General features: G+C 43.3%; 21 protein-coding genes and 1 riboswitch. Of the genes, 18 read left to right on the top strand and 3 right to left on the bottom strand.

Features of this window, described 5'->3' with window-relative positions:
- Positions 1–75: 75 nt before the first annotated feature.
- From pepV to J7J00_RS12470, 7 genes are all read left to right on the top strand, one after another.
- Positions 76–1,488 (top strand): dipeptidase PepV, encoded by a 1,413-nt coding sequence (gene pepV, locus J7J00_RS12500; RefSeq protein ID WP_214791034.1) that lies wholly within the window; start codon positions 76–78, stop codon positions 1,486–1,488.
- 21 nt (positions 1,489–1,509) lie between these two features.
- Positions 1,510–2,364 carry a D-amino-acid transaminase gene (gene dat, locus J7J00_RS12495; protein ID WP_214791033.1) on the top strand — a complete coding sequence of 285 codons (855 nt, stop codon included), beginning with the start codon at positions 1,510–1,512 and terminating at the stop codon, positions 2,362–2,364.
- 213 nt (positions 2,365–2,577) lie between these two features.
- Positions 2,578–3,819 (top strand): Nramp family divalent metal transporter, encoded by a 1,242-nt coding sequence (locus J7J00_RS12490; RefSeq protein ID WP_214791032.1) that lies wholly within the window; start codon positions 2,578–2,580, stop codon positions 3,817–3,819.
- Between the two features lie 232 nt (positions 3,820–4,051).
- Positions 4,052–4,609 (top strand): RNA 2',3'-cyclic phosphodiesterase, encoded by a 558-nt coding sequence (gene thpR, locus J7J00_RS12485; protein WP_214791031.1) that lies wholly within the window; start codon positions 4,052–4,054, stop codon positions 4,607–4,609.
- Between the two features lie 21 nt (positions 4,610–4,630).
- Positions 4,631–5,638, top strand: coding sequence for an NERD domain-containing protein (locus J7J00_RS12480; protein ID WP_214791029.1), 1,008 nt, complete (start codon positions 4,631–4,633; stop codon positions 5,636–5,638).
- A complete protein-coding gene (locus tag J7J00_RS12475) occupies positions 5,619–6,581 on the top strand; it encodes a diacylglycerol/lipid kinase family protein (RefSeq protein ID WP_214791027.1) in 963 nt (320 codons plus the stop codon). Before J7J00_RS12480 ends, J7J00_RS12475 begins: the two co-directional genes overlap by 20 nt.
- A gap of 292 nt (positions 6,582–6,873) precedes the next feature.
- Positions 6,874–7,656, top strand: a complete 783-nt coding sequence (locus J7J00_RS12470; RefSeq protein WP_063232868.1) for a phosphotransferase family protein — start codon at positions 6,874–6,876, stop codon at positions 7,654–7,656.
- Here J7J00_RS12470 and J7J00_RS12465 read toward each other — a convergent pair whose 3' ends face one another.
- Positions 7,657–7,932: a YtzH-like family protein gene (locus J7J00_RS12465; RefSeq protein ID WP_034309293.1), complete on the bottom strand. Its 276-nt coding sequence runs from the start codon at positions 7,930–7,932 to the stop codon at positions 7,657–7,659. It abuts the gene before it with no gap.
- A 241-nt stretch (positions 7,933–8,173) separates the two neighbouring features.
- On the opposite strand from J7J00_RS12465, the gene trmB reads away from it, so the two are divergent.
- Complete coding sequence (gene trmB, locus J7J00_RS12460) at positions 8,174–8,812, top strand: tRNA (guanosine(46)-N7)-methyltransferase TrmB (protein ID WP_214791025.1); 639 nt, start codon at positions 8,174–8,176, stop codon at positions 8,810–8,812.
- A 140-nt stretch (positions 8,813–8,952) separates the two neighbouring features.
- A complete protein-coding gene (locus J7J00_RS12455) occupies positions 8,953–9,798 on the top strand; it encodes a YtnP family quorum-quenching lactonase (RefSeq protein ID WP_214791024.1) in 846 nt (281 codons plus the stop codon).
- A gap of 50 nt (positions 9,799–9,848) precedes the next feature.
- On the opposite strand, the gene J7J00_RS12450 is transcribed toward J7J00_RS12455, so the two are convergent.
- On the bottom strand, positions 9,849–10,166 hold the full coding sequence (locus J7J00_RS12450; RefSeq protein ID WP_214791021.1) for a PepSY domain-containing protein: 318 nt from the start codon (positions 10,164–10,166) through the stop codon (positions 9,849–9,851).
- 177 nt (positions 10,167–10,343) lie between these two features.
- Between J7J00_RS12450 and J7J00_RS12445 the strand changes: the two genes are divergently transcribed.
- From J7J00_RS12445 to J7J00_RS12435, 3 genes are all read left to right on the top strand, one after another.
- Positions 10,344–11,417, top strand: a complete 1,074-nt coding sequence (locus tag J7J00_RS12445; protein ID WP_214791018.1) for a M42 family metallopeptidase — start codon at positions 10,344–10,346, stop codon at positions 11,415–11,417.
- An 81-nt stretch (positions 11,418–11,498) separates the two neighbouring features.
- On the top strand, positions 11,499–12,020 hold the full coding sequence (locus tag J7J00_RS12440) for a DUF84 family protein (RefSeq protein ID WP_214791061.1): 522 nt from the start codon (positions 11,499–11,501) through the stop codon (positions 12,018–12,020).
- A 118-nt stretch (positions 12,021–12,138) separates the two neighbouring features.
- Positions 12,139–13,008: an AraC family transcriptional regulator gene (locus J7J00_RS12435; protein WP_214791016.1), complete on the top strand. Its 870-nt coding sequence runs from the start codon at positions 12,139–12,141 to the stop codon at positions 13,006–13,008.
- A 101-nt stretch (positions 13,009–13,109) separates the two neighbouring features.
- On the opposite strand, the gene J7J00_RS12430 is transcribed toward J7J00_RS12435, so the two are convergent.
- Positions 13,110–13,559 carry a YtoQ family protein gene (locus tag J7J00_RS12430; protein ID WP_214791014.1) on the bottom strand — a complete coding sequence of 150 codons (450 nt, stop codon included), beginning with the start codon at positions 13,557–13,559 and terminating at the stop codon, positions 13,110–13,112.
- A 57-nt stretch (positions 13,560–13,616) separates the two neighbouring features.
- Between J7J00_RS12430 and J7J00_RS12425 the strand changes: the two genes are divergently transcribed.
- The 6 genes from J7J00_RS12425 (at position 13,617) to murC (ending at position 21,990) form a co-directional block, all read left to right on the top strand.
- Positions 13,617–14,189, top strand: coding sequence for a hypothetical protein (locus J7J00_RS12425; protein WP_214791012.1), 573 nt, complete (start codon positions 13,617–13,619; stop codon positions 14,187–14,189).
- A gap of 109 nt (positions 14,190–14,298) precedes the next feature.
- Entirely contained in the window at positions 14,299–14,610 is a 312-nt protein-coding gene (locus J7J00_RS12420) for a thioredoxin family protein (protein ID WP_076364640.1), read from the top strand.
- Between the two features lie 50 nt (positions 14,611–14,660).
- A complete protein-coding gene (locus J7J00_RS12415; RefSeq protein WP_192206088.1) occupies positions 14,661–15,467 on the top strand; it encodes a DUF1444 domain-containing protein in 807 nt (268 codons plus the stop codon).
- A 254-nt stretch (positions 15,468–15,721) separates the two neighbouring features.
- Positions 15,722–15,823: riboswitch (glycine riboswitch) on the top strand.
- A 127-nt stretch (positions 15,824–15,950) separates the two neighbouring features.
- Positions 15,951–17,138, top strand: a complete 1,188-nt coding sequence (locus tag J7J00_RS12410; protein WP_214791059.1) for an amidohydrolase — start codon at positions 15,951–15,953, stop codon at positions 17,136–17,138.
- Between the two features lie 447 nt (positions 17,139–17,585).
- Positions 17,586–20,399, top strand: a complete 2,814-nt coding sequence (locus J7J00_RS12405) for a DNA translocase FtsK (RefSeq protein ID WP_286201312.1) — start codon at positions 17,586–17,588, stop codon at positions 20,397–20,399.
- Between the two features lie 286 nt (positions 20,400–20,685).
- Positions 20,686–21,990: a UDP-N-acetylmuramate--L-alanine ligase gene (gene murC, locus J7J00_RS12400; RefSeq protein WP_098369927.1), complete on the top strand. Its 1,305-nt coding sequence runs from the start codon at positions 20,686–20,688 to the stop codon at positions 21,988–21,990.
- Positions 21,991–22,027: the final 37 nt, after the last annotated feature.

Genomic DNA, 22,027 nt, shown 5'->3' with positions numbered 1-22,027 from the left:
GGTAGCAACGCTTGGCGAATCAGGTAGTAAAAGTGATAAAATGAAAAATATATATAAAAGAGGAGTTGTCGTATTTTGAGTGAATTGAATTGGCGAGAAGAAGTTGAAAAACGGAAAATGAACTTATTACTGGACACACAAAACTTATTGAAAATAAAAAGTGTACTGGATGAAGAACATCCGACAGAGGTGGCCCCATTCGGTAAAGGGGTGAAGGAAGCACTTGATTTCATGCTTCAATTAGGCGAAAAGGACGGTTTTACTGTTAAAAATGTCGATAATGTCGCTGGTCATATCGAAATGGGTGAAGGCGAGGAATTAATCGGGATATTATGCCATGTCGACGTGGTACCTGAGGGAGATGGCTGGAGTTCCGATCCGTTCGGCGCTGAAATCCGCAATGGCCGCATTTATGCTCGTGGGGCAATCGATGATAAAGGGCCGACGATGGCTGCCTATCATGCGATGAAGCTGGTCCGAGAGCTAGGAGAACCTTTGAACAAACGTGTGAGGATGATCATTGGAACCGATGAAGAATCGAACTGGCGCTGCGTTGACCGTTACTTTGAAGTGGAGGAAATGCCCTCGATCGGCTTCGCGCCAGATGCTGACTTCCCGATCATCAGTGCGGAAAAAGGAATCTGGGATTTCTCGGTTATACACCCTGCAGATGCAGGAAATGGCACGAACTCTGAAGTGAATGTTTTGGGATTTTCTTCAGGTCGACGGACGAATATGGTACCGGATTTTGCTACGGCTATTGTGGAAGCGGCCAACCCTGCTGAAGTGGCGGCAAACTATCAGGATTATTTGCAAAAATACTCATTGAGGGGCCAAGCAGTTCCGCAAAAAAATCAAGTGCTGCTTGAAATGAATGGTGTCTCGGCACACGCGATGGAACCGAAAAATGGAAAGAATGCAGGTCTGCATTTAGCCGTATTTTTAGCTGATCTTACTCTTGATCCGCATGCGAAAGCCTACTTCACTTTCATAAAGGACCGTTTGTTTGAAGATTCCCGCGGAAATAATTTAGGTGTGGCTTATTCGGATGAGCAAACAGGAGAATTGACGGTCAATGCCGGCGTTTTCAATTATTCTAAACAAGGCGACAGCTCGATTGGTTTCAGCATGCGTTATCCGGTGACATTTGAGTGGGAACAGCAAAAGGCGGCAATGGAAGAAAGACTTGCGGCATATAATTTGAAAGTGAAGACCAATTCGCATTCAACTCCACATTATGTGGACAGTGAAAGCTTCTTGATTAAGACGTTGCAGGAAGTTTATGAAGCGGAGACAGGTGATAAAGCTGAACTCCTTTCGATTGGCGGCGGCACTTACGCCCGTTCATTGAAAGAAGGCGTTGCATTTGGCCCGCTTTTCCCTGGCAGCGAAGACATTGCGCATCAGAAAGATGAATATATTGATATTGAAGATATGCTTAAGGCTACGTCCATTTATGCACGTGCCATTCATGAATTGGCTAAATAAGAGGCAAAGAGGGAGAAAGACATGGGGAAAATCATTTTTAACGGCGACCTTAAGAGCAGGTCCGAAGTAAAGGTAGATATTGAAGACCGGGGATATCAATTCGGTGATGGCGTCTATGAAGTCATCCGGGTTTATAATGGCGAATTATTTGCGGGGGAGATGCATCTTAACCGGCTGATGGACAGTGCGAAGTTGATACAGATTAAAGTTTCCTTTACTGCAGCGGAAATCAAAGCACTCATGGAAGAGCTGATCGCTGAAGATCAACTGAAGGACGGTATCGTCTATATGCAGCTGACAAGGGGCGTATCTCCGCGTACACACTCATTTCCAACTGCTGAGGTGGAACCGGTCTTTGTTGCCTATACAAAGGAAATGCCTTATACAGGAAAAATAAAGCCAGGGGTCAAGGCTGTTACCACCGACGATATACGCTGGCTGCGCTGTAATATCAAGAGTTTAAATCTACTGGCTAATATAATGGCAAAACAGCAAGCTGTAGAAGCCGGTTGTGATGAAGCGATCCAGCATCGTGATGGTACGGTGACGGAGGGAAGTTCGTCCAATGTCTCAATCGTGGTGGATGGACTACTTAAAACGCATCCGGCCACAAACTTGATCCTGAATGGGATTACCCGTCAGGTGATGCTGAAACTTTGCGCTGATCATGGGATTCCATATGTCGAGGAAGCCTTCACCGTCGAGGACATGATGGCAGCCGACGAAGTCCTTTATACAAGCACAAGCGTCGAAGTGACACCAATTATTAATATCGATGGCCAATCGATTGCAGCCGGGGAAGCCGGTCCGATAACCAAAAGACTGCAGAAATTGTTTTCCGAGGAAATCGAGAAGCAATGCGGTTCCGTTAAATAAAAAAAAGCCCCTTTGCCACTATTGGCAAAGGGTTTTTTATATGTGTAGCCGGAAGCAGATGGCCATCACCGAGTCCCCGTTTACGTTAATTACATCCTCATGCAATCCTCCCTTTTTGACATTTTCAAGAACCAGGAATATAATTGCTAATAACCTAAAAAGTTTACCTGTCGCAACAATTTAAGTTGCGTATAAAAAGGAGTTGACATAGATATGTCCGATGTGTTGCATCAATCTTCTTCAACAAGAGGAATAAAAAAACTTCTTCCCTATCTAGGTCCTGCCTTTATAGCTGCTGTGGCCTATATTGATCCAGGGAATTATGCGACCAATATTACAGCAGGGTCAAAATATGGCTATACGTTATTATGGGTTATCTTTGCATCCAATTTAATGGCTGTGCTAATCCAATCACTATCGGCTAAATTGGGGATAGCCACTGGAAAGAACCTTCCAGAGCTATGCAGGGAAAGATTTTCGAAAAAAACATCTTTCTTATTATGGATTCAGGCCGAAGCCGTTATAATGGCAACCGACCTAGCTGAATTCATAGGAGCTGCACTAGGGATTTATTTGCTATTTGACTTACCGCTTATCACATCGGCAATAATTGCAGCGATTGGTTCCTTTGCCATTCTGGAATTCCAGCGCAGAGGTTATCGAACATTCGAAGCTCTGATCACGGTCATGATATTTGTCGTTGTGATAGCATTTGGTGCTCAAGTTTTTTATGCAAAACCTGACACTTCAGCCGTTGTTTTAGGACTCTTCACTCCAAAGTTCCAGGGAGTGGACAGTATTTTACTTTCGGCCGGTATGCTTGGAGCCACCGTTATGCCACATGCCATTTACCTTCATTCTTCTTTGACTCAAAGAAGAATAGTCGGAAAAAACGATATGGAAAGAAAAAGGATTTATCGTTTTGAGCTAATTGACATTGTCATCGCCATGTTGATTGCAGGCGCGATCAATGCCGCCATGGTTATAGTTTCAGCTGCCCTATTTCATAAGAATGGAATACTTGTCGAGGACTTGGATGTTGCCTATCAACAATTCGGTGCGATGCTTGGACCATCAGTCGCGATGTTCTTTGGAGTAGGATTATTATTTGCCGGTTTATCAAGCTCATCGGTTGGTGTACTGACAGGTGATGTAGTCATGCAAGGATTCATTAAAAGGCATATACCGATTTATTTAAGAAGGGTCATTACCACCGTACCGCCCCTGCTCATAATATTATGGGGAGTGAATCCATCCAAAGCACTTGTGATGAGCCAAATTGTACTCTCGTTTGGCATCGCGTTTGCCTTAGTGCCATTGATCATGTTTACAAGCAATGAAAAAATCATGGGCAGCCTGGTCAACCATAAAATCACCTCGAGCGTCGCTTGGCTTATAGCTGTACTTATCATTGGACTGAACTTGTTCCTGCTTTACGAAACACTGTTCAGCTAAAAGAAGAAATGGCAGGGAAGGACCAATTTTTTGGTCCTTTTTTATTTATTTTTGCTGACCTTTTCGTTTTATCCACCCAGCCCGAAAAAACCGGCCTGGATCTGCTGTGTATTATCCGTAGATTGGGAATATTCCTGATGGAGGGAATATTTATTAGGATGCCCAAGAAAAGGTATAGGCAATGGGAATTATGGTAAAATTAAAGGGAAAACAGGAAGGAATGTAAGTGACCATGAATACTCATTTTTTCTTTGCTTTAGTATTGCCCGATGATATTAAGGCTTATTTAAATGCTGTTACGGAACAACTAAAGCAAGACTTTCCATTTAAGAAATGGCTGCATCCAGCCGATTATCATATTACGATGGCATTTTTGGGCAATGCTCCCGATACATTGAAAGAGGATGCTTTGAGGCGTGTGGAAAACGAGCTTGCCAATGAGGCCTCATTCGGCTTGGAACTCGGCGTTATCGGCGGTTTTGGCAAGAGTGAGAGTCCAAGGATTCTATGGGCAGGCGTCAAGCAGCAAGAAAGGCTTTTTGCCATTCAAAGGAAAGTCTATAATTCTTGTATCGAAGCAGGTTTTGAACTTGATAAAAAGCCGTTTAAGCCTCATATTACGCTGGCAAGAAAATTCGAGGGGGATAGTCCCTTTTCGTTGGAGAGCGTTCGCCAGGTAGCGAATTTGGAGGATAAGCATTTTGAAGCAGTTCAGGTTGCGTTATATCAAACACATCTTGGAGCTTCCCCTTCATATGAAAAGATTTTCACGATAAACCTTCGAAAATAGAGAGAGATGGGTGGTGGTCGAATGGCACAGCTCATAAAGATGCAGGATTATATTTCCCGGTATGAGCAGGATATTTATCATTATCCAACACAATTTGCACGGTTGAAAAAACAGCAATGGGATAAATTGAAGGCTGCTTATCATGCGGGCGAGCTGGATCGGTTGTATAGCGAACATACTGAAAGTGAAACACAGGTCAAATTTGATCCGCCTCAGGAAGAGTCAAAGGGCCTGTTTAAAAAGGTGAAAGGCATATTCCACCGGACAGGTAAACAGGAGGCAGAGGCAGAAGAACTGCTAATACCGAACCAGTTCGAAGATACTAATGTTTTTTCATTAAGATTTCCGTTCCGACCGGACAGTCTGGATGAATTAAAGCAAAATTTTTTAAATCAATTACTCCGTTTTCAAATGAAATGGGGGAGTTCGACGCTCCGTGAAAAATCATTTGTGGACCAATCATTCGCTTTGGATGAGAGGCTCCGCTTTTTTCTGCAGCGTTTTCCGGATACGTTTCTCGTATTATATAAACCTATCTTTCTATTGAAAAATGCGCCTGTTGAAGTCGAAGTCATTTTATTGACCCCTGTTGATGCTTGGTGCATCACTTTTCTGGAAGCGGAAGAGGACGCTGCTTTCATCGGTTCGAGTGAACGGTTCTGGGTCCGCAGGCATCATAAGCATCCTGATAAAAAAGTGCTCAACCCTTTGTTGGGTGCAAACCGGATGACGAACATCGTCTCCCAGTTATTTGAGCTATATGAAGTGAACATGCCGATTAAAAAGGTGATTTTATCCCGGAATGGATATGTCGATTATCCCGAAGCACCTTATGATATTACGATGTTGGATAAACGGACCTTTCCGGAATGGTTTGAAAGGATGCGGGCTATATCGTCCCCTCTTAAGGCACAGCAGTTAAAAGGGGCGCAGGCATTGCTTGAATATTGCCAAACTACATCCAGCCTGCGACCTGAGTGGGAAGCCGATTATAACCAAACAGAAGGAAATGAGCATGCCGCGACTTAATGAAACGGTATATTTCATTGTCAATCCAATGGCTGGAAATGAAGAGAGTTTGAAGATTTGGAAAAAAGCCGAGGAAATACTGAAATCAAAATCTGTTCCCCATGAGGTGTTTTTTACACGTGAAAAGGGGCATGCGCTAAGATTGACAAAGGAAATTCTATCAGGGACGAATCAGGATACCAGGGTAATCGCTGTCGGAGGGGATGGCACGATTAATGAAATGATAAATGGCGCCATTGATTTCCCTCACGCTATCATCGGCTCCCTTGCAGCTGGATCCGGCAATGATTATGTAAGGGGCATTCAAAAAACTGAGGGTGTGGAAGAAGCCCTTTCTTTATTTCAGGTTAATGCCTTCAGTGCCATTGATATTGGACGGTTCGAGACGAATGGCAAGGCGGGTTATTTCGTGAACAGCCTGGGAATGGGCATTGATGCTGAAATTTCCGATGAAGCAGAACGTTCCGCTCTGAAAAAATGGTTTAATTTTGTCAGGGCGGGTAAATTGATTTATCTGTTCATTTTTATAAAAAAGATATTTACTTACAAGCCCAGCTGCATGGAATTGATCATTGATGGTGATCGGCATCTTTTGAAAAAGGTTTGGTTCATTGTTATTGCGAACCAGCCCTACTTTGGCGGCGGGATGAAAATTTCACCGATGTCGAAGTTGGATGATGGCAGGTTGAACGTGATTGCGGTCCATGATATTACTTTGTTGAAATTATTGACCGTCTTCATCACCGTTTTTTGGGGCGGTCACCTAAACATTAAAAATGTTGATTCTTTTTCCGGTAAAATGATAAAAATGAAGAATCAAGGGTCAGTAAAAATCCAGTCTGATGGGGAAATTGTTGGTACGCATGAAGTAGCTGCAGTGGTTCTGAAAGAGAAAATGCGCGTCATGTTCAAGGGTGATAACCCATACAAAAATATGAAATGATTTATTTGTTTTTGTTTTATGCGTATAATCGTTTTATAGTACTTGACGCAGAAACCGTTTTTCAACTAAAATTTAATTTATGGCTATTGTTTAATTGCTCAATAGCTATTTTTTTATTTCTCTAAAATGAGGATGTTTTTAATTGCGGGTATCATCCCGATGCAAGTATATATGCAGCTTCGCCAGCAGGCGGATTTTTTATAAAACATGGACTCAAAGTAGTGGTAATACATACACTAGGTGAACGTACCCACATTTGTATGATTAAGCGAGGAAATCGAAGGTGAACCAGTTGGAACATTTATTAGGTCAGGAGTGGGATATATCCCCTGCCGGAGGAGCTACGGGAGAAGCCTTTATTGCCGAGAAAGAGGGGCAGAAGCTCTTCCTTAAACGAAATTCATCGCCATTTTTAGCTGTTCTTTCGGCTGAGGGCATTGTTCCAAAGTTAATGTGGACAAAACGCCTGGAAAATGGGGATGTAATTACGGCCCAGCATTGGATGGAAGGCAGGGAGCTATCTCAGCAGGAAATGAACAATATAAGAGTCGCAAAGCTGCTTCAAAAAATTCATCAATCCGATCCTTTGTTAAGCATGCTCAAAAGGCTTGGGAAATCCCCTTTACGACCTGAAAGTATACTTACAGACATAGAAACCGGGTTATCTTCGGATGTTACGGATATTCCGATTATCAAGCAGGCCATCCATTTTTTACAGAATAATCTCCTGTTGATTGAATGCGACGAAAAAGTCGTCTGTCATTGTGATGTGAACCATAATAATTGGCTCATGACCGAAACCGACGGATTGTTCCTGATCGATTGGGACGGAGCGGTCATTGGCGATCCGGCCATTGACCTCGGTATACTCCTGTATTCTTATGTCCCAAGGGAAGAATGGAATCAATGGCTTGCCCGTTATGGCAAGAAGCTTGACGCAGGCCTGGAGATGAGGATGAAATGGCACACGGTTTCACAACTTGTGCTTTCCATCCAATGGCATCATCGTAGAAAGCGGTACGAGGAAAGAAATGAATTACTGCAAAAGCTGGAAGCATTATTGATGGTTGGCTGATCAGAATTGATCTATATCATCCACCCACTGGGACAGGTCGTTCTGGTGGGTTGAAATATGTGCATCTAAATCGGCGGTGCCGATGCCTGTTTGACTGTATTCGTAAATCTCCGTCAGTATCGTTTTCACATTGCTGTCAATTTCCATATTGATCATTAAGGATTTGACGAGCCTTTCAACCTGTTCACATTCAGAAACGGATCCGCAGCAGTCTGTTTGATGGTTGGTCAATATATCTTTCAATAGTGACATTTGATGTTCATGGGAAAGCGGCATATAATACCTCTCCTTTCTTAAATATGATTAAGGGATTCCCAGGTGGTTCTCGGCCTGCCCTTCACTTATATATGGTGTGTTTTGCTGAAAGTTTTATACATGAAAACTACAGAGACTGTCGCCAGGATGGCCGGCAGTTTTTTTATTTGTTCAGTGTGTGTTTCCTGAAAAAATCAACTTGCGGGAATCCATGCACTCGTGTTATGGTTTGAACGATTATATTATAAATAGGGGTGTCATCATGCGTTTAAGAAATAAACCTTGGGCTGAAGACCGTTTGAATGATTTTCCACAATATGTAATTCAGCAGCCAGTGAGCCATAAAGGTAAATGGCATGAAGTTTTCGGTAACGATAATCCGTTATATATTGAAGTGGGTACAGGAAAAGGCCGTTTCATCACAGAAATGGCAAAAGCCCATCCTGATGTGAATTTCATTGGAATTGAAGTATATGGAAGCGTCATTGTAGCTGCTTTGGATTTGCTGATTGAAGCGGATGTTCCAAATTTAAAGCTGTTGAATGTTGACGCAGCGGACTTAGGGGACTATTTTGCAAAAGGTGACGTGGACCGCGTCTACTTGAATTTCTCTGATCCATGGCCGAAATCACGTCATGCAAAACGTCGGTTAACGTACAAGACCTTCCTCGAAGTATATGAAGGCATCCTGCCAGACAAAGGCGAGATTCACTTCAAGACGGATAACCAAGGGTTATTCGAATCTTCTTTGAAAAGTATTTCCGAGTACGGCATGCTCTTGAAATATGTAAGCCTTGATCTTCACAATAGCAGTTTTGAAGGCAACATCATGACTGAATATGAAGAAAAGTTCTCGAGTAAAGGCAACCGGATATACCGAATGGAAGCAATGTTCCAATAATCATCGATCAAAAACCAGGTGCACAGCATCTGGTTTTTTTCCTTGTTAAGGCGGTATATTTCATTCAGGAGGATGACTTGATTGTTATCGATTTCAATATATGGAAGTGGGTGTTAAACTAAAGGGAGAGGAGGGGTAAAATGGAAACGATGCAAATAGGGGAAATTAAATTAACATGGTTGAATGGCGGTGTGACTCACTTGGATGGCGGTGCGATGTTCGGTGTTGTACCGAAACCGCTTTGGGCCAAGAAGTATCCTGTTAACGAAAATAACCAAATCGAGTTACGTACGGATCCGATTTTGGTGCAGGCCAATGGATTGAACATGCTTATAGATTCCGGCATTGGCAATGGAAAGCTGAATGACAAGCAGAAACGGAATTTTGGGGTGACGGAGGAATCCAATCTTGTCGAAGATCTTGGCAGACTTGGGATTCAGCCAAATGATATCGATTACATTTTAATGACCCATCTACATTTCGACCATGCCTGCGGTTTGACGAAACGTGAAGGCGAAACTTGGGTGCCTGTTTTCGAGCGTGCAGAAATCATTACGACCCAAACTGAATGGGTGGAAATGAAAAACCCGAATATTCGTTCAAAAAGTACATATTGGGCAGAAAACTGGGAGGCTGTCGCTTCTCTTGTACGTCCTTTTGAAGGTGAGCACGAAATTACGGACGGCATTAAAATGATCCATACCGGAGGGCATAGTGATGGACATGCGATCATCATCATTGAGGATGGTGGGGATAGATTGATTCACATGGCAGATATCATGCCGACGCACGCGCATGCGAATGTCCTCTGGGTCCTCGCTTATGACGATTATCCGATGACTTCCATCGAGGCGAAGGAAAAGTGGATGAAATCCGGACTGGAAAATGGGTCCTGGTATAGCTTTTACCATGATGCCCAATACTGTGCCATCAAATGGGATATAACGGGTAAGGAGATAATAGCCGATTTGAAACGGAAGCAATAAGAGGGGAAGCAACAGGAGGACGTCAGTTTGACGGCCCTCCTGTTGTTGTTTCAATCATTTTGCGCATTTAGCTCCAATATCGTTCCTGTTGAGGCATCTGCAACAAATTCGAATTGCTCGCGTTTACCCTCTGTGTTTCTGGTGATCCCGCCTTTGTACACTTCATAGTCCAAGTCATTTTTTGTATAATTCTCCGGCTTCATCAAGATCCATGAGCCATATATATTTCCATCCTTTTTGACTGTTTCCTTCACTTGGGCCAAGACTTTATCGGGAGAATGTTTACTTGATTGATCCAATAGTTGTTTTGTCGCATAGCCAGCAGCAAACCCGGCTGCAGTACCTAGTAAAAACGTTTTCCAATTCATTGATTTCTCCTCCATTGCATTTATTAAAATCGCTTCTTCCAGTATACAGAAGAAGGCTTTATTTGACTAATAATTTGAAATTTTACCCATTAACTGATAAATTAGAACTTTCTAGTGTATCACGATGCTAAGTTCTGTAAAATAGTAAGAAACAATACATAGGTTAGGGGTAGAAAAATGAATCATGAGACTTTGGAGCTTTTTAAAACATTGACGGAATTACCGGGAGCCTCGGGAAATGAACATGCAGTTCGTAGTTTCATGAAGCGGGAGCTGGAAAAGTATTCGGATGAAATCGTCCAGGATCGTCTTGGCGGAATATTTGGCGTAAAAAGAGGCGATGAGGATGGGCCGACTGTACTAGTTGCCGGACACATGGATGAAGTGGGATTCATGGTCACCTCCGTAACAGAAAACGGAATGATCCGCTTTCAGACCTTGGGAGGCTGGTGGAGTCAAGTGCTATTGGCCCAAAGAGTCGAGATCATAACCGATAACGGTCCGGTCATTGGTGTCATCGGTTCGATTCCGCCCCATTTGCTTGATGAATCGCAACGCTCAAAACCAATGGATATCAAAAATATGCTGATTGATATCGGGGCGGATGATAAGGAAGATGTGAAGAGAATCGGCATTAAGCCAGGTCAGCAGATTGTACCGATTTGTCCATTCACTCCTATGGCCAATGAGAAGAAAATCCTCGCAAAAGCGTGGGATAATCGTTACGGCTGCGGACTTGCGATAGAATTGTTAAAGGATTTAAAAGGTGAAACGTTACCGAATATCTTATATTCCGGGGCAACCGTCCAGGAGGAAGTTGGATTAAGGGGTGCACAAACTGCAGCTCATATGATCAAACCGGATCTTTTCTTCGCTTTGGATGCAAGTCCGGCGAACGATATGTCCGGGAGTAAAAGTGAATTTGGCCAGCTAGGAAAAGGGGCACTGCTCCGCATTTTCGATCGTTCGATGATCACTCATCGCGGCATGAGGGAATTCATCCTTGATACGGCCGAGTCGAATGAGATTCCGTATCAATATTTCGTTTCCCAAGGCGGCACGGATGCAGGGCAAGTCCATATTGCAAACGAAGGCATTCCAAGCGGGGTAATTGGCATTTGTTCCCGCTATATTCATACACATGCATCCATGATTCATATTGATGATTATGCCGCTGCACGTGAACTGATTGGGAAATTGGTTCGTTCCTGTGATAAAACGACATTCGAGACTTTGATTAATAACGGTTGATGGTGGAAGCTGAAATGGAAAGGGATGCTGTCATGTATCCTTTTCCATCAGCTTTTTTTACATAGAAGGAAGGTAATGATATTGAAAATAGCAGTAGGCAGTAAGAATCCGGCGAAAGTAAGTGCCGTGCTTGGTGTATATGAAGATGCAGAAATCATTTCGCTTCAAGTGGAGAGCGGGGTCCCGGAACAGCCTTTTTCAGACGAGGAAACGATGGAGGGGGCAATGACACGTGCCCGGAACTGCTTGATTCACAGTGATGCCGAAATGGGTATCGGGCTTGAAGGCGGTGTCGTGAAAATGGGACAATCCCTGTATTTGTGTAATTGGGGTGCAATGGCAACAAGGGACGGTGAGGTCTTTGTAGCTGCCGGAGCGAGAATCCCAGTTCCGGGAATTGTTGCTGAGAAGCTGCTGGAAGGTGAAGAGTTGGGCCCGGTGATGGACGCCTTCACAAGGCAAGAGAATATTAGCAAAAAGGAAGGGGCGATCGGCGTATTTACAAATGAGCGAATCACCAGGGGGGAAATGTTCCTTCATATCATGAGGATGCTTGCCGGTCAACACGAGTATAAGCTGAAAATGAAAAAGCAGGATTTTTGAATCACTGTCATGGAAAAGCGGGTTTCGAATGATGGAAACGAATACTGCCAAAACAGAGCAGGAACGGACAGGATTTTATTGAGCGGCGTTGCTAGTATAGTGACAAGGGGGGAACGAAATGGGGTGGGTTGAATCAATCCAAAAGGCCATCGAATATATCGAGGAGCACTTATTGGAGGACCTGACAATAGAGAGCATTTCCAAGCAGGCGAATGCCTCAGCTTTTCATTTTCAACGGACATTCACCATTTTAACGGATATAACCATTGGTGACTATATCCGTCGTCGAAGACTGACCTTAGCGGCCCAGGAGATTTCATCAACAAATGGCAAGGTCATTGATTTAGCCTACAAGTATGGCTATGACACCCCCGAGGCATTCTCGAAAGCTTTTCGAAGGCAGCATGGGGTATCTCCAAGCGAAGCCCGAAAGTATATGGGGAAACTGAAATTCTATGAACGCCTGGTGATACAGGTGATTCTGAAAGGGGCAAAACCGATGAAATACAATATCCTTGAAAGGGATTCCTTTCAATTGATTGGAATCAAGCAGGAGTTTTCCTTGGTTAATGAAGAGAATTTAATCGGGATTCCAAAGTTGTGGGAGAAAGTGAATTCGGATGGAACAAGTGATAGGTTAGCGAAGTTGAACAATGGCCAAATAGATGGCTTGATTGGTGTATGTGTCGATAAGCGGGCTGTGGAAAAAAATGAAATGATGGATTATTGGATAGGTGCAGAGTATGCCGGGAAAGTGCCTGAAGAGTTTTCAACCCTTACGTTACCGGCTTCCAAGTGGGTTGCATTCGAAGTTCACGGACCTATGCCTGATGCCATCCAACAAGCTTGGAAACGAATTTTTTCCGAATGGTTCCCTACCAGCGGTTATGAACATGCCGGAACTCCAGAATTGGAAGTATACGCGAATGACGACGCTTCAAACCCTGACTATTACTCTGAAATTTGGATTCCCATTAAAAAGGGATAAGATAAAATATTCGTTTTTCGCTTGCAGGGGAGGCCCTGCAAGCTTTTTATTCGTTTCTTTATAAATGATCAGTCTTTCATACTTGAGTTGGACAATGGGATTTACAGCCCTTCTTCAAAAATATAAGAAAGCACTTTCATGGCTTGGTTAACGGATTCTACCGTGACACTTGCCTTTTCCGATAATTCCTTTAAGGCATGATGATGGGATTCCGGACGAATCAAAATAAGTGGTTTACCCAGGGAAATGGCGGTGCTTGCGTCCATGGCAGTATTCCATTGTTTATATTTCTCGCCAAACAGAGCGACGACAAGATCAGCTTTTTTCATCAAAAGGCCTGTCCGCAAATTATTGATTTGGGAAGCGGCCGCATCCTTCAGGATGGGATTCGGCTGTTCCCCGATAATATCTTCACCGATATTATCGGAGCGTTCATGATTTTCCATCGGGCCTACAAATTCTAAAGGAAGCTTCAGTGCAGCGGCTTTATCTCTCAGCTCACTTCTCCAATTTGAATGGATCTCCCCAGCAAGATACACGGTTAACTTCATTGTTTTCCTCCTCGGTATTAAAATTGCTTTCATTGTACCATGTTTTTTAGAAAATGGATGAATTCCATAAATAAGGATAATATTATCCATAAGGTAGTAAAAGAGACGGCTGGAGGAATGACGATGGCTTTATCGAATAAGAATATCCTTGTTTTTCTGTTGATAAGCAGTTTGATCGTGGGCTGCTCAGGTATCGAGAGACAAACCGAAAAGGCAATGAAGGCTGCTGAAGTGGCTTTTCGTGACGATGAAAAACAGCCCAATCAAGAGGCAGGGCTAATTCAGGTCTATCTGCCAAAGGATTTTAAAGTAGTGGAAGAACATGATAATAATTTGATTTTACAAAAAAGTAATAAGATTTATATATTATTTGTCAATCCAAATGAAAAAGAAGACAGCTCCGTGTTATATTTGGCGATAAAGAAACAAGATGATCAAAATGTAATGCTGCACTCTTTTCAGACTGAAGATAAATTCGGCTTTATCTCGATCAAAGAGATACCGAAAGAAAAGTATGAGCTTGCAGTGGGAATCGGCGGGGTGAAGCTGACAACCGAAACGGATAAAGACCAATTAAAAACCGATGCAAAACAAATGATGGAAATCGTTTCATCCGTGCCCCAGAAATAAGCTGACCCCTGCCTCTCAACCGATCCGTATTAATGGTTGATTTCTGGAGAGTCTGGTATGATGGGATTATAAAAACTAAGGTGTCATTTAGAGCAGGAGGAATATTCAAATGGAAAATTTACAAACCGTTGAGCAATATGATGCATTGAAAAATGAAGGCAAACATATCTTTCTTTTTTCGGCGACATGGTGTGGGGATTGCCGAGTAATCGAACCGATAATGCCGGAGATTGAAACGAAATTTCCTGACTTTACATTCATTCATGTGGACCGTGATGAATTCATCGATGTGTGTGCGGCTAATGATGTATTCGGTATACCAAGTTTCATCGCGTATGATAATGGTAAAGAGCTAGGCAGATTCGTGAGCAAGGATCGTAAAACGCAAGAACAAATTGAGGAATTCATACAATCACTATAATCAAAATCCCCTTCTCGCTGGGGATTTTTCAATGAAGAGGAGGGTCAGTCATGAAAATGGACAGCACGAAGCTGAAAAATATCCTGAAGGAACGTTTAAAAGATGAAAATCGCACATTTAAATTCGATAGCAAGCAAGATACGTTACGGGTGGAAAATGTGAAGACCGGGAAGGGTATCACCATCGAGTTGCCTCCTGTACTTGCTAACTATGAAAACGTACAGGAAAAGGCCATCGATGAAATTATCTATTACGTGGAAGAGGCCCTGAATGTAATGGGGGGAGAACACAGCATGGAAGGCAAGGAGAAATTCATTTTCCCAGTCATCCGCTCGACCTCCTTTCCAATGGAATCGGAAGAAGGAAATCCATTTTTATTCGATGAGCATACGGCTGAAACCCGGATTTTTTATGCCCTTGATTTAGGGAAAACCTACCGTCTTATAGATGAAAAGATGATTCAACGGGAAAATTGGCAGGGTGACAGGATCCGTGAAATTGCCCTTTTTAATGCCCGTTCCCTCTCCACTGAAATGAAGTCGGATATCGTTGCAGGTAATGCATTTTATTTTTTGAACACGAATGATGGATATGATGCCAGCAGGATCCTGAATGAATCATGGCTTCGGGAAATGAAGGACAAGATCGAGGGAACCATGGCTGTGGCCATTCCCCATCAGGACGTCATCATCATTGCCGATGTGAAGAATGATACGGGCTATGATATTCTTGCGCAAATGGCGATGAGCTTCTTTGCTAGCGGTCATGTTCCAATAACGGCTCTATCATTTCTTTACGAAGAAAATGAGTTGGAGCCCATCTTTATTATGGGTAAAAACAAAAAGCGTGAACAATAATATATTGAATACATAAGGACCGTGTCAGCATCTGACAGCGGTCCTTTTAAAGTTTAATAGAGTTTATGACTCTTAGAGTTGATATTTATTTTTTAATCGGTGATAATATAATTGTAATATTTTGAAAATATGGAATAAAACAATAGAACGAGCGGATGAACGTTGTGGGAGAGTGCAAAGCATTGAGCCACCGAAGGAGCAAGTTCCAAAAATATCCCTTGGAGCAAATCTCTCAGGTAAATGGAACCGCAACTGGACGCAACTCTGGAGAGCGCGCAGGAAGTGTGCCACCAAAGGGGAAATCTCTATGACCAAAATGGAGTTAAACTCTCAGGTAAAAGGACAGAGAAGGGAGCGGTAAGTTTACGGAACCCTTCTCTGTCCTTTTTTATTTGGCTTTTTACATACAGAAGGTTTGCAGGGAACATGGAACTTACTAATATGCTAATCAACTTGAAATAATGGGGGAGAATAATCGTGAACGTGAAAAGCAAATTAATGAACATGCTGGAAGCCCGTAAAGGGGAAATGGTTCAAATCCGCCGTCATTTACACGAGAATCCGGAGCTATCCTTCAAAGAAGAGAAAACGGCAAAATATATCATTGATTTTTATAAGGGGAAAGATGTATCGATTCAAACGAATGTAGGAAATGGATTAGGGATCATCGTGACGATTGAAGGCGGAAAACCAGGGAAAACGATAGGTCTCCGTGCCGATTTCGATGCACTGCCGATTACAGAAGAAGCGGAGGTTCCGTTCCGTTCAAAAAATGAAGGGGTCATGCATGCCTGCGGACACGATGGGCATACCGCTTATTTATTGGTATTGGCAGACTGCATCAATGAGCTGAAAGATTCCCTATCAGGTACGATCAAAATAATTCATCAACATGCAGAAGAAACACCCCCCGGAGGAGCCAAAAGCATTATGGAATCAGGGTTTTTGGATGAACTGGATGCCGTTTTCGGAATCCATCTATTTCCTTCTCATCCAGCAGGGGTTGTCGGGTATCGCGGCGGCTATTCGATGGCTGGACGGACCTATTTCAAGTTAGCAATAAAGGGTGTAGGCGGCCATGGATCCTCCCCGCATATGGCTAATGATGCCATTGTGGCAGGCGCCCATTTCGTGACAGCCGTACAAACCGTAGTCAGCCGTCGCTTGAACCCTTTTGATATGGGCGTGGTCACGATCGGCTCCTTCGATGGAAAAGGAAGCTTTAATGTCATTAAAGATCGTATAGAGATTGAAGGGGATGTCCGTTATATGACAGCAGAGACCCAACAGCTGATCGATAAGGAAATCCACCGGATTGTTAAAGGGATAGAAACGGAATTTGATGTTCAGTGCGAACTTACATATGTGCCCGATTATCCTCCGTTATATAATGACCCTAAACTGACTGGATTCGTGAAAAATAGCCTGGAAAGCATGGATGAAAAAGATATTAAGAAGGTTGTGGAATTTCCGGTTTTCTCTGGTTCGGAAGATTTTTCGTATTATGCAGAAAAGATTCCTGGCTGCTTCTTTTATATTGGCTGTAAACCGAAAGGGGTGGAGAAGGCATATTTCAATCACCATCCTAAATTCGACATTGATGAAGATGCCCTTTTGATCGCTTCCAAATCAGTGGCGCAGGTTGTATGCAGTTTTTATGAATGGAAATAGTACCTTTTTGGTCTTTGTTTGCAAAAAAAACGCAGAAACCCACAAAACACCGTTCGGTCTTAACGAACGGTGTTTTATGGGTTGCGGCAGGTATTTGGATGCCGCCGGCGGTTTCATGAAGGATGTGGCAATGGATTGGCCAGTCTGCTTCCAAGGCTGCATGAAAACTTAATCTCTTTGTAAACGCGATTTAACAGCAGTGTTTTATTTAAATAGTAGACTAGGGGCTAATGTTATTTCGCGATGGATAGGTTTAAACTCATTCCAGATGGGGTTTAATAGGGTAGGAGTTCTGCGAAATACGTTAAGTTAGTAAGAATGCGATAAAAAAATAGATATTAACCCCAATTCAGCTTAAATTTTCTCGATATTTTTAAAATAACTGGTAGAATTAGTTACATAACTACAGATGTAGAAAGAGTGATAGTTTTGAAATGGCTAAATAAGATGAAAAAATGGTTCCAAGCAGAGGAAATTATTGAAATTGAAGAAATTATTATAGATGAACCGCTTGATGAAGAGACATTAAGGAAAATGGATTTTTCGAAGCTTTCGAAGTCAAAGGAAGAAGAAATAAAGGTTTACAATCAAAAAGTGGAAAAAATGTCCCAGACGCCAGACCCAGATACGAAAATCCTGTTTCAGTATCCTAAAGGACAGTTCAAGTTTCCGCTCATTCCAGACCGGGAGCAGAATAAAAGAAAGCCTAGGGAAAGAAACAGGGAAGACAACGAACCCAAACAGGGGAAAAATGTGACCAAAGAAACAACGAGAAGGCCTGTAAGGGATACTGAACCAAAACGGAGAAGCATCGACCGGGAGGAAACCTCAAAAATAGTCCCGTCAAATACTCCATTCCGCCCAACGGAAATCCCTTCACCCATTTATGGGTTCCGTCGTCCGGAAAAAAAAATAGTCCCTCCTGAAGAAATTGTCGAATATGAATTAGAAAGCAAAATGCCCATCTTTAAAAAAGAAGGACCCGATATCGGGATTCCGGTAGCGATCCCAGAAATTCCAAAAGAAGTGTCACATGAGGAAATGACGATAGAACCATCCGTTCTTATACCTGAACAAGCGGAAGAAAAAAGGGAAGATTCGGAGATACCCGCTTTCTTTCGTAGGAATTCCATTGAGTCACTGCCAGAAGAAGCAATAAGCGAGCCTGACATAATTGAGCATGCGGTGGAAAAAGAGGCTATTGAACAGGACCAGGTCGATTTTGGACGAGAAGTCGCTGTATCCATCATGGAACAGGCGGACGACACCCCGGCTGAAGCTATATCGGTTCCTGCACAATCAAATCAACCATCCGTTAGTCAAGGGACACTGCCTGAAGATCCAGCTGAGGCAATACCTGAGGTGCAGCCTAAACGTCCGAAAAAACATATCCCATTTAATGTGATGATGCTTACGCAAGATCGGGAAAAAAACAGCTTCATGAACAACATGATGCCGGAAAAAAAAAGCCTTAATTCGGAAAGGGCAGTAGTTTCACCTGATAAGCGACCAATGAATGATGCTGCTGAAACGGAGACAGGACAAGCGAAACCATCCGCCATTCCTGAACGGAAACAGGAGGAAGGCAGAGTTATGCCGAAAGAGGGGACTCCGGTCATTACACCAACCTTTTTGGACACTAAGGCTGGTTCGGAAACCGCCGCCGTGCCTGAAAATACAGTTGAATCCAATATTGGTTCCAGCCCGGTCACTAAGCCGCTCTTGGAGCAGGTATCCCCCATTTCCGGAAATGGGTATCAAGAAGCAGTTTATACAGAGGCGGCAGCAGAAAGTGGCCAGGGCGATACCCCGGCAGTTTTTAGCTCCGTGGAAGCGGAGGATAATCCATATTATGTGTTTCCGAATATCGAATTGCTGACACCTCCCACTTATGCTGTGCATGATGATGAGTGGCTCGAGGAACAGACTTTATTACTTGATGAGACACTGAAAAATTTCAATGTCCGTGCAAAGGTCGTCAATGTCACTCAAGGTCCGGCAGTAACTCGTTTCGAGGTGCATCCGGAGCCGGGAGTAAAGGTGAATAAAGTGACGAACCTGATGGATGACATCAAATTAAGCCTTGCTGCTCAGGATATGCGGATGGAAGCGCCCATTCCCGGTAAACATACAATTGGCATCGAGATTCCGAACAGGAAAAGCAAACCGGTATTTTTGCGTGAGGTTTTGGAAAGTACTGAGTTTCAAGAGCATGAATCACCGCTTGCCGTGGCTTTAGGACTCGATATATCCGGTCAGCCGATTATCACGGATTTGAGAAAGATGCCGCATGGATTGATAGCCGGGCAAACGGGATCTGGGAAAAGTGTCTGTATCAACACGATGCTGGTCAGCTTGCTGTATAAAGCGACGCCGCAGGAGTTGAAATTACTGTTGATCGATCCGAAAATGGTCGAGCTCGCCCCATATAACCGGATCCCGCATTTGGTCAGTCCAGTCATAACCGATGTAAAAGCCGCTACGGCTGCGTTGAAATGGGCTGTAGAGGAGATGGAACGGCGTTATGAATTGTTTGTACATGCCGGTGTGCGTGATATCACCCGCTTTAATGACCAAGCGGAGAAAGCCGGTCAATATTCAAGCAAGCTGCCTTATATCCTGGTGATCATCGATGAGCTTGCGGATCTAATGATGATGTCCCCGGCTGATGTAGAGGAAGCGATTTGCCGGATTGCGCAAAAGGCCCGTGCTTGCGGTATCCATTTGATTGTAGCCACTCAAAGACCTTCAGTCGATGTCATAACTGGATTGATCAAGGCAAATATCCCGACAAGGATCGCTTTTTCGGTTTCTTCACAAGTCGACTCCCGTACAATCATCGATAGCGGCGGTGCAGAAAAATTATTGGGAAGAGGAGATATGTTATTCGCTGAAAACGGCTCTTCGAAAACGGTGCGCCTGCAAGGGACTTTCGTGAGTGATGAAGAAATCGATCAAGTCGTCAACCATGTTAAACTGGAGCAGCAGCCGAAATACCTGTTTGAACAGGAAGACTTGCTGAACAGGGCCGAAGTCACGGAAGATGCGGATGAACTGTTTTTCGAGGCCTGTGAATTTGTCGTGAGCCAGCAGGCGGCATCTGCATCGAGTGTCCAAAGGCGCTTCCGTGTTGGTTATAACCGTGCATCACGTCTAATAGAAATGATGGAGCAACGGGGAGTCGTTTCCGAATCCAGGGGCTCAAGGCCCAGGGATGTATTGATTACGGAAGAAGAACTGGAATTTTTACATGTTAATTAAGAGAACCTAATAAAAGGAAATTGAATATAATGTGAAAGGGTGAAAACCCTTTTTTATCACCTTAATTGAGGGAAAAACCAATGTTTTGATAAATTGGCATCTGCCTGACATGGATGAATGAATAAAAAAGTGATATAATAGTTTTTTGTTGATGAATGATTGAAGATAAGAGCTTGAAAAACCTATTAAGAAATTGCGTTACTAACAAGTCTCGTAATGGAAAAAACAAATAAAAGATGACGTCATATACTGTCATACAGGTAGACGATTGGTGGAGGTTCGCTTTATGACTGCTTACCATTTTGTGGGAATTAAAGGGTCGGGTATGAGTGCTCTTGCACAAATACTGCATGATATGAATATTGAAGTGCAGGGTTCCGATTACGAAAAAGAATTTTTTACACAATTGGCATTAGAAAAAGCCGGGATTAAAATCCTTCCTTTTAACGAGGAAAATATTCAACCTGGAATGACCATCATTGCAGGAAATGCGTTTCCGGATAGTCATCCGGAAATCGTGAAGGCAAAAGAACTTGATTTGCCGATTATCCGTTATCACCGCTTCCTAGGTGATTTCATGAAAAACTTCATTAGCGTGGCCGTTACGGGAGCGCATGGTAAAACATCGACGACTGGTTTGCTTGCCCATGTAATGGGGGGCGCTAAACCGACATCCTTCTTGATTGGGGATGGAACGGGTAAAGGTATCGTGAATTCTGATTACTTCGTATTCGAAGCATGTGAATATCGCCGTCATTTCCTTTCCTATTATCCGGATTATGCAATCATGACGAATATCGATTTTGATCATCCTGATTATTACGCCAATGTCGAAGACGTGTTCGAGGCTTTCCAAACGATGGCCCTTCAAGTCAACAAAGGCATCATTGCGTGCGGAGATGATGAGCATTTACCACATATTCAGGCGAAAGTACCGGTTATTTTTTACGGATTTGCAGAAGGAAATGATTTTCAAGCGAAAAATGTTTCCGTCACTCCGGATGGCACGACGTTTGATGTGCATGTAAGGAACAATTACTATGATACATTCACTATTCCTACTTTTGGAAAGCATAATGTGTTGAATGCACTTGGTGTCATTGCACTTTGTAAATATGAAAACTTGGATACGGAAGCCGTGAAAGCCCAGTTGCGGACTTTTGGCGGAGTTAAACGCCGGTTCTCCGAAAAGGAAATCGGAAGTCAGATCATCATTGATGATTATGCACACCATCCGACCGAGATCTCTGCAACTGTCGACTCGGCGCGTCAGAAATATCCAGAGCGTGAAGTTGTTGCGGTATTCCAGCCACATACTTTCTCGAGAACGCAGGCATTCCTGGATGAATTCGCCGACAGCTTGAATTTGGCCGACAAAGTATACTTATGTGAAATTTTTGGATCTGCTCGTGAACATCAAGGGAAGTTATCGATTGAAGACCTTCAAGATAAGATTCCCGGTGCCGAGCTGATTACGGAGAACACAACATCAATATTGCAACATCATGAAAACAGTGTCGTGTTATTCATGGGTGCGGGGGACATTCAAAAGTTCCAGGCAGCCTACGAGCATTCACTGCAGGTAAAATAAAAAAAACGACCATCCGTTAGTAGCGGGTCGGTCGTTT

Origin of the sequence: Bacillus sp. ISL-4, from assembly GCF_018613275.1 — a bacterium.
GTDB lineage: Bacteria > Bacillota > Bacilli > Bacillales > DSM-1321 > Peribacillus > Peribacillus simplex_E.
This window is presented reverse-complemented; position numbering and strand designations above follow the sequence as displayed.

What these genes read in the sequence shown, in the direction of transcription:
- dat (WP_214791033.1), top strand. Translation starts at nt 1,510, where the DNA reads ATGGGGAAAATCATTTTTAACGGCGACCTTAAGAGCAGGTCCGAAGTA.
- J7J00_RS12490 (WP_214791032.1), top strand. Translation starts at nt 2,578, where the DNA reads ATGTCCGATGTGTTGCATCAATCTTCTTCAACAAGAGGAATAAAAAAA.
- thpR (WP_214791031.1), top strand. Translation starts at nt 4,052, where the DNA reads ATGAATACTCATTTTTTCTTTGCTTTAGTATTGCCCGATGATATTAAG.
- J7J00_RS12480 (WP_214791029.1), top strand. Translation starts at nt 4,631, where the DNA reads ATGGCACAGCTCATAAAGATGCAGGATTATATTTCCCGGTATGAGCAG.
- J7J00_RS12475 (WP_214791027.1), top strand. Translation starts at nt 5,619, where the DNA reads ATGAGCATGCCGCGACTTAATGAAACGGTATATTTCATTGTCAATCCA.
- J7J00_RS12465 (WP_034309293.1), bottom strand. Translation starts at nt 7,932, where the DNA reads ATGCCGCTTTCCCATGAACATCAAATGTCACTATTGAAAGATATATTG.
- trmB (WP_214791025.1), top strand. Translation starts at nt 8,174, where the DNA reads ATGCGTTTAAGAAATAAACCTTGGGCTGAAGACCGTTTGAATGATTTT.
- J7J00_RS12455 (WP_214791024.1), top strand. Translation starts at nt 8,953, where the DNA reads ATGGAAACGATGCAAATAGGGGAAATTAAATTAACATGGTTGAATGGC.
- J7J00_RS12450 (WP_214791021.1), bottom strand. Translation starts at nt 10,166, where the DNA reads ATGAATTGGAAAACGTTTTTACTAGGTACTGCAGCCGGGTTTGCTGCT.
- J7J00_RS12445 (WP_214791018.1), top strand. Translation starts at nt 10,344, where the DNA reads ATGAATCATGAGACTTTGGAGCTTTTTAAAACATTGACGGAATTACCG.
- J7J00_RS12435 (WP_214791016.1), top strand. Translation starts at nt 12,139, where the DNA reads ATGGGGTGGGTTGAATCAATCCAAAAGGCCATCGAATATATCGAGGAG.
- J7J00_RS12430 (WP_214791014.1), bottom strand. Translation starts at nt 13,559, where the DNA reads ATGAAGTTAACCGTGTATCTTGCTGGGGAGATCCATTCAAATTGGAGA.
- J7J00_RS12425 (WP_214791012.1), top strand. Translation starts at nt 13,617, where the DNA reads ATGAATTCCATAAATAAGGATAATATTATCCATAAGGTAGTAAAAGAG.
- J7J00_RS12420 (WP_076364640.1), top strand. Translation starts at nt 14,299, where the DNA reads ATGGAAAATTTACAAACCGTTGAGCAATATGATGCATTGAAAAATGAA.
- J7J00_RS12415 (WP_192206088.1), top strand. Translation starts at nt 14,661, where the DNA reads ATGAAAATGGACAGCACGAAGCTGAAAAATATCCTGAAGGAACGTTTA.
- J7J00_RS12405 (WP_286201312.1), top strand. Translation starts at nt 17,586, where the DNA reads ATGAAAAAATGGTTCCAAGCAGAGGAAATTATTGAAATTGAAGAAATT.
- murC (WP_098369927.1), top strand. Translation starts at nt 20,686, where the DNA reads ATGACTGCTTACCATTTTGTGGGAATTAAAGGGTCGGGTATGAGTGCT.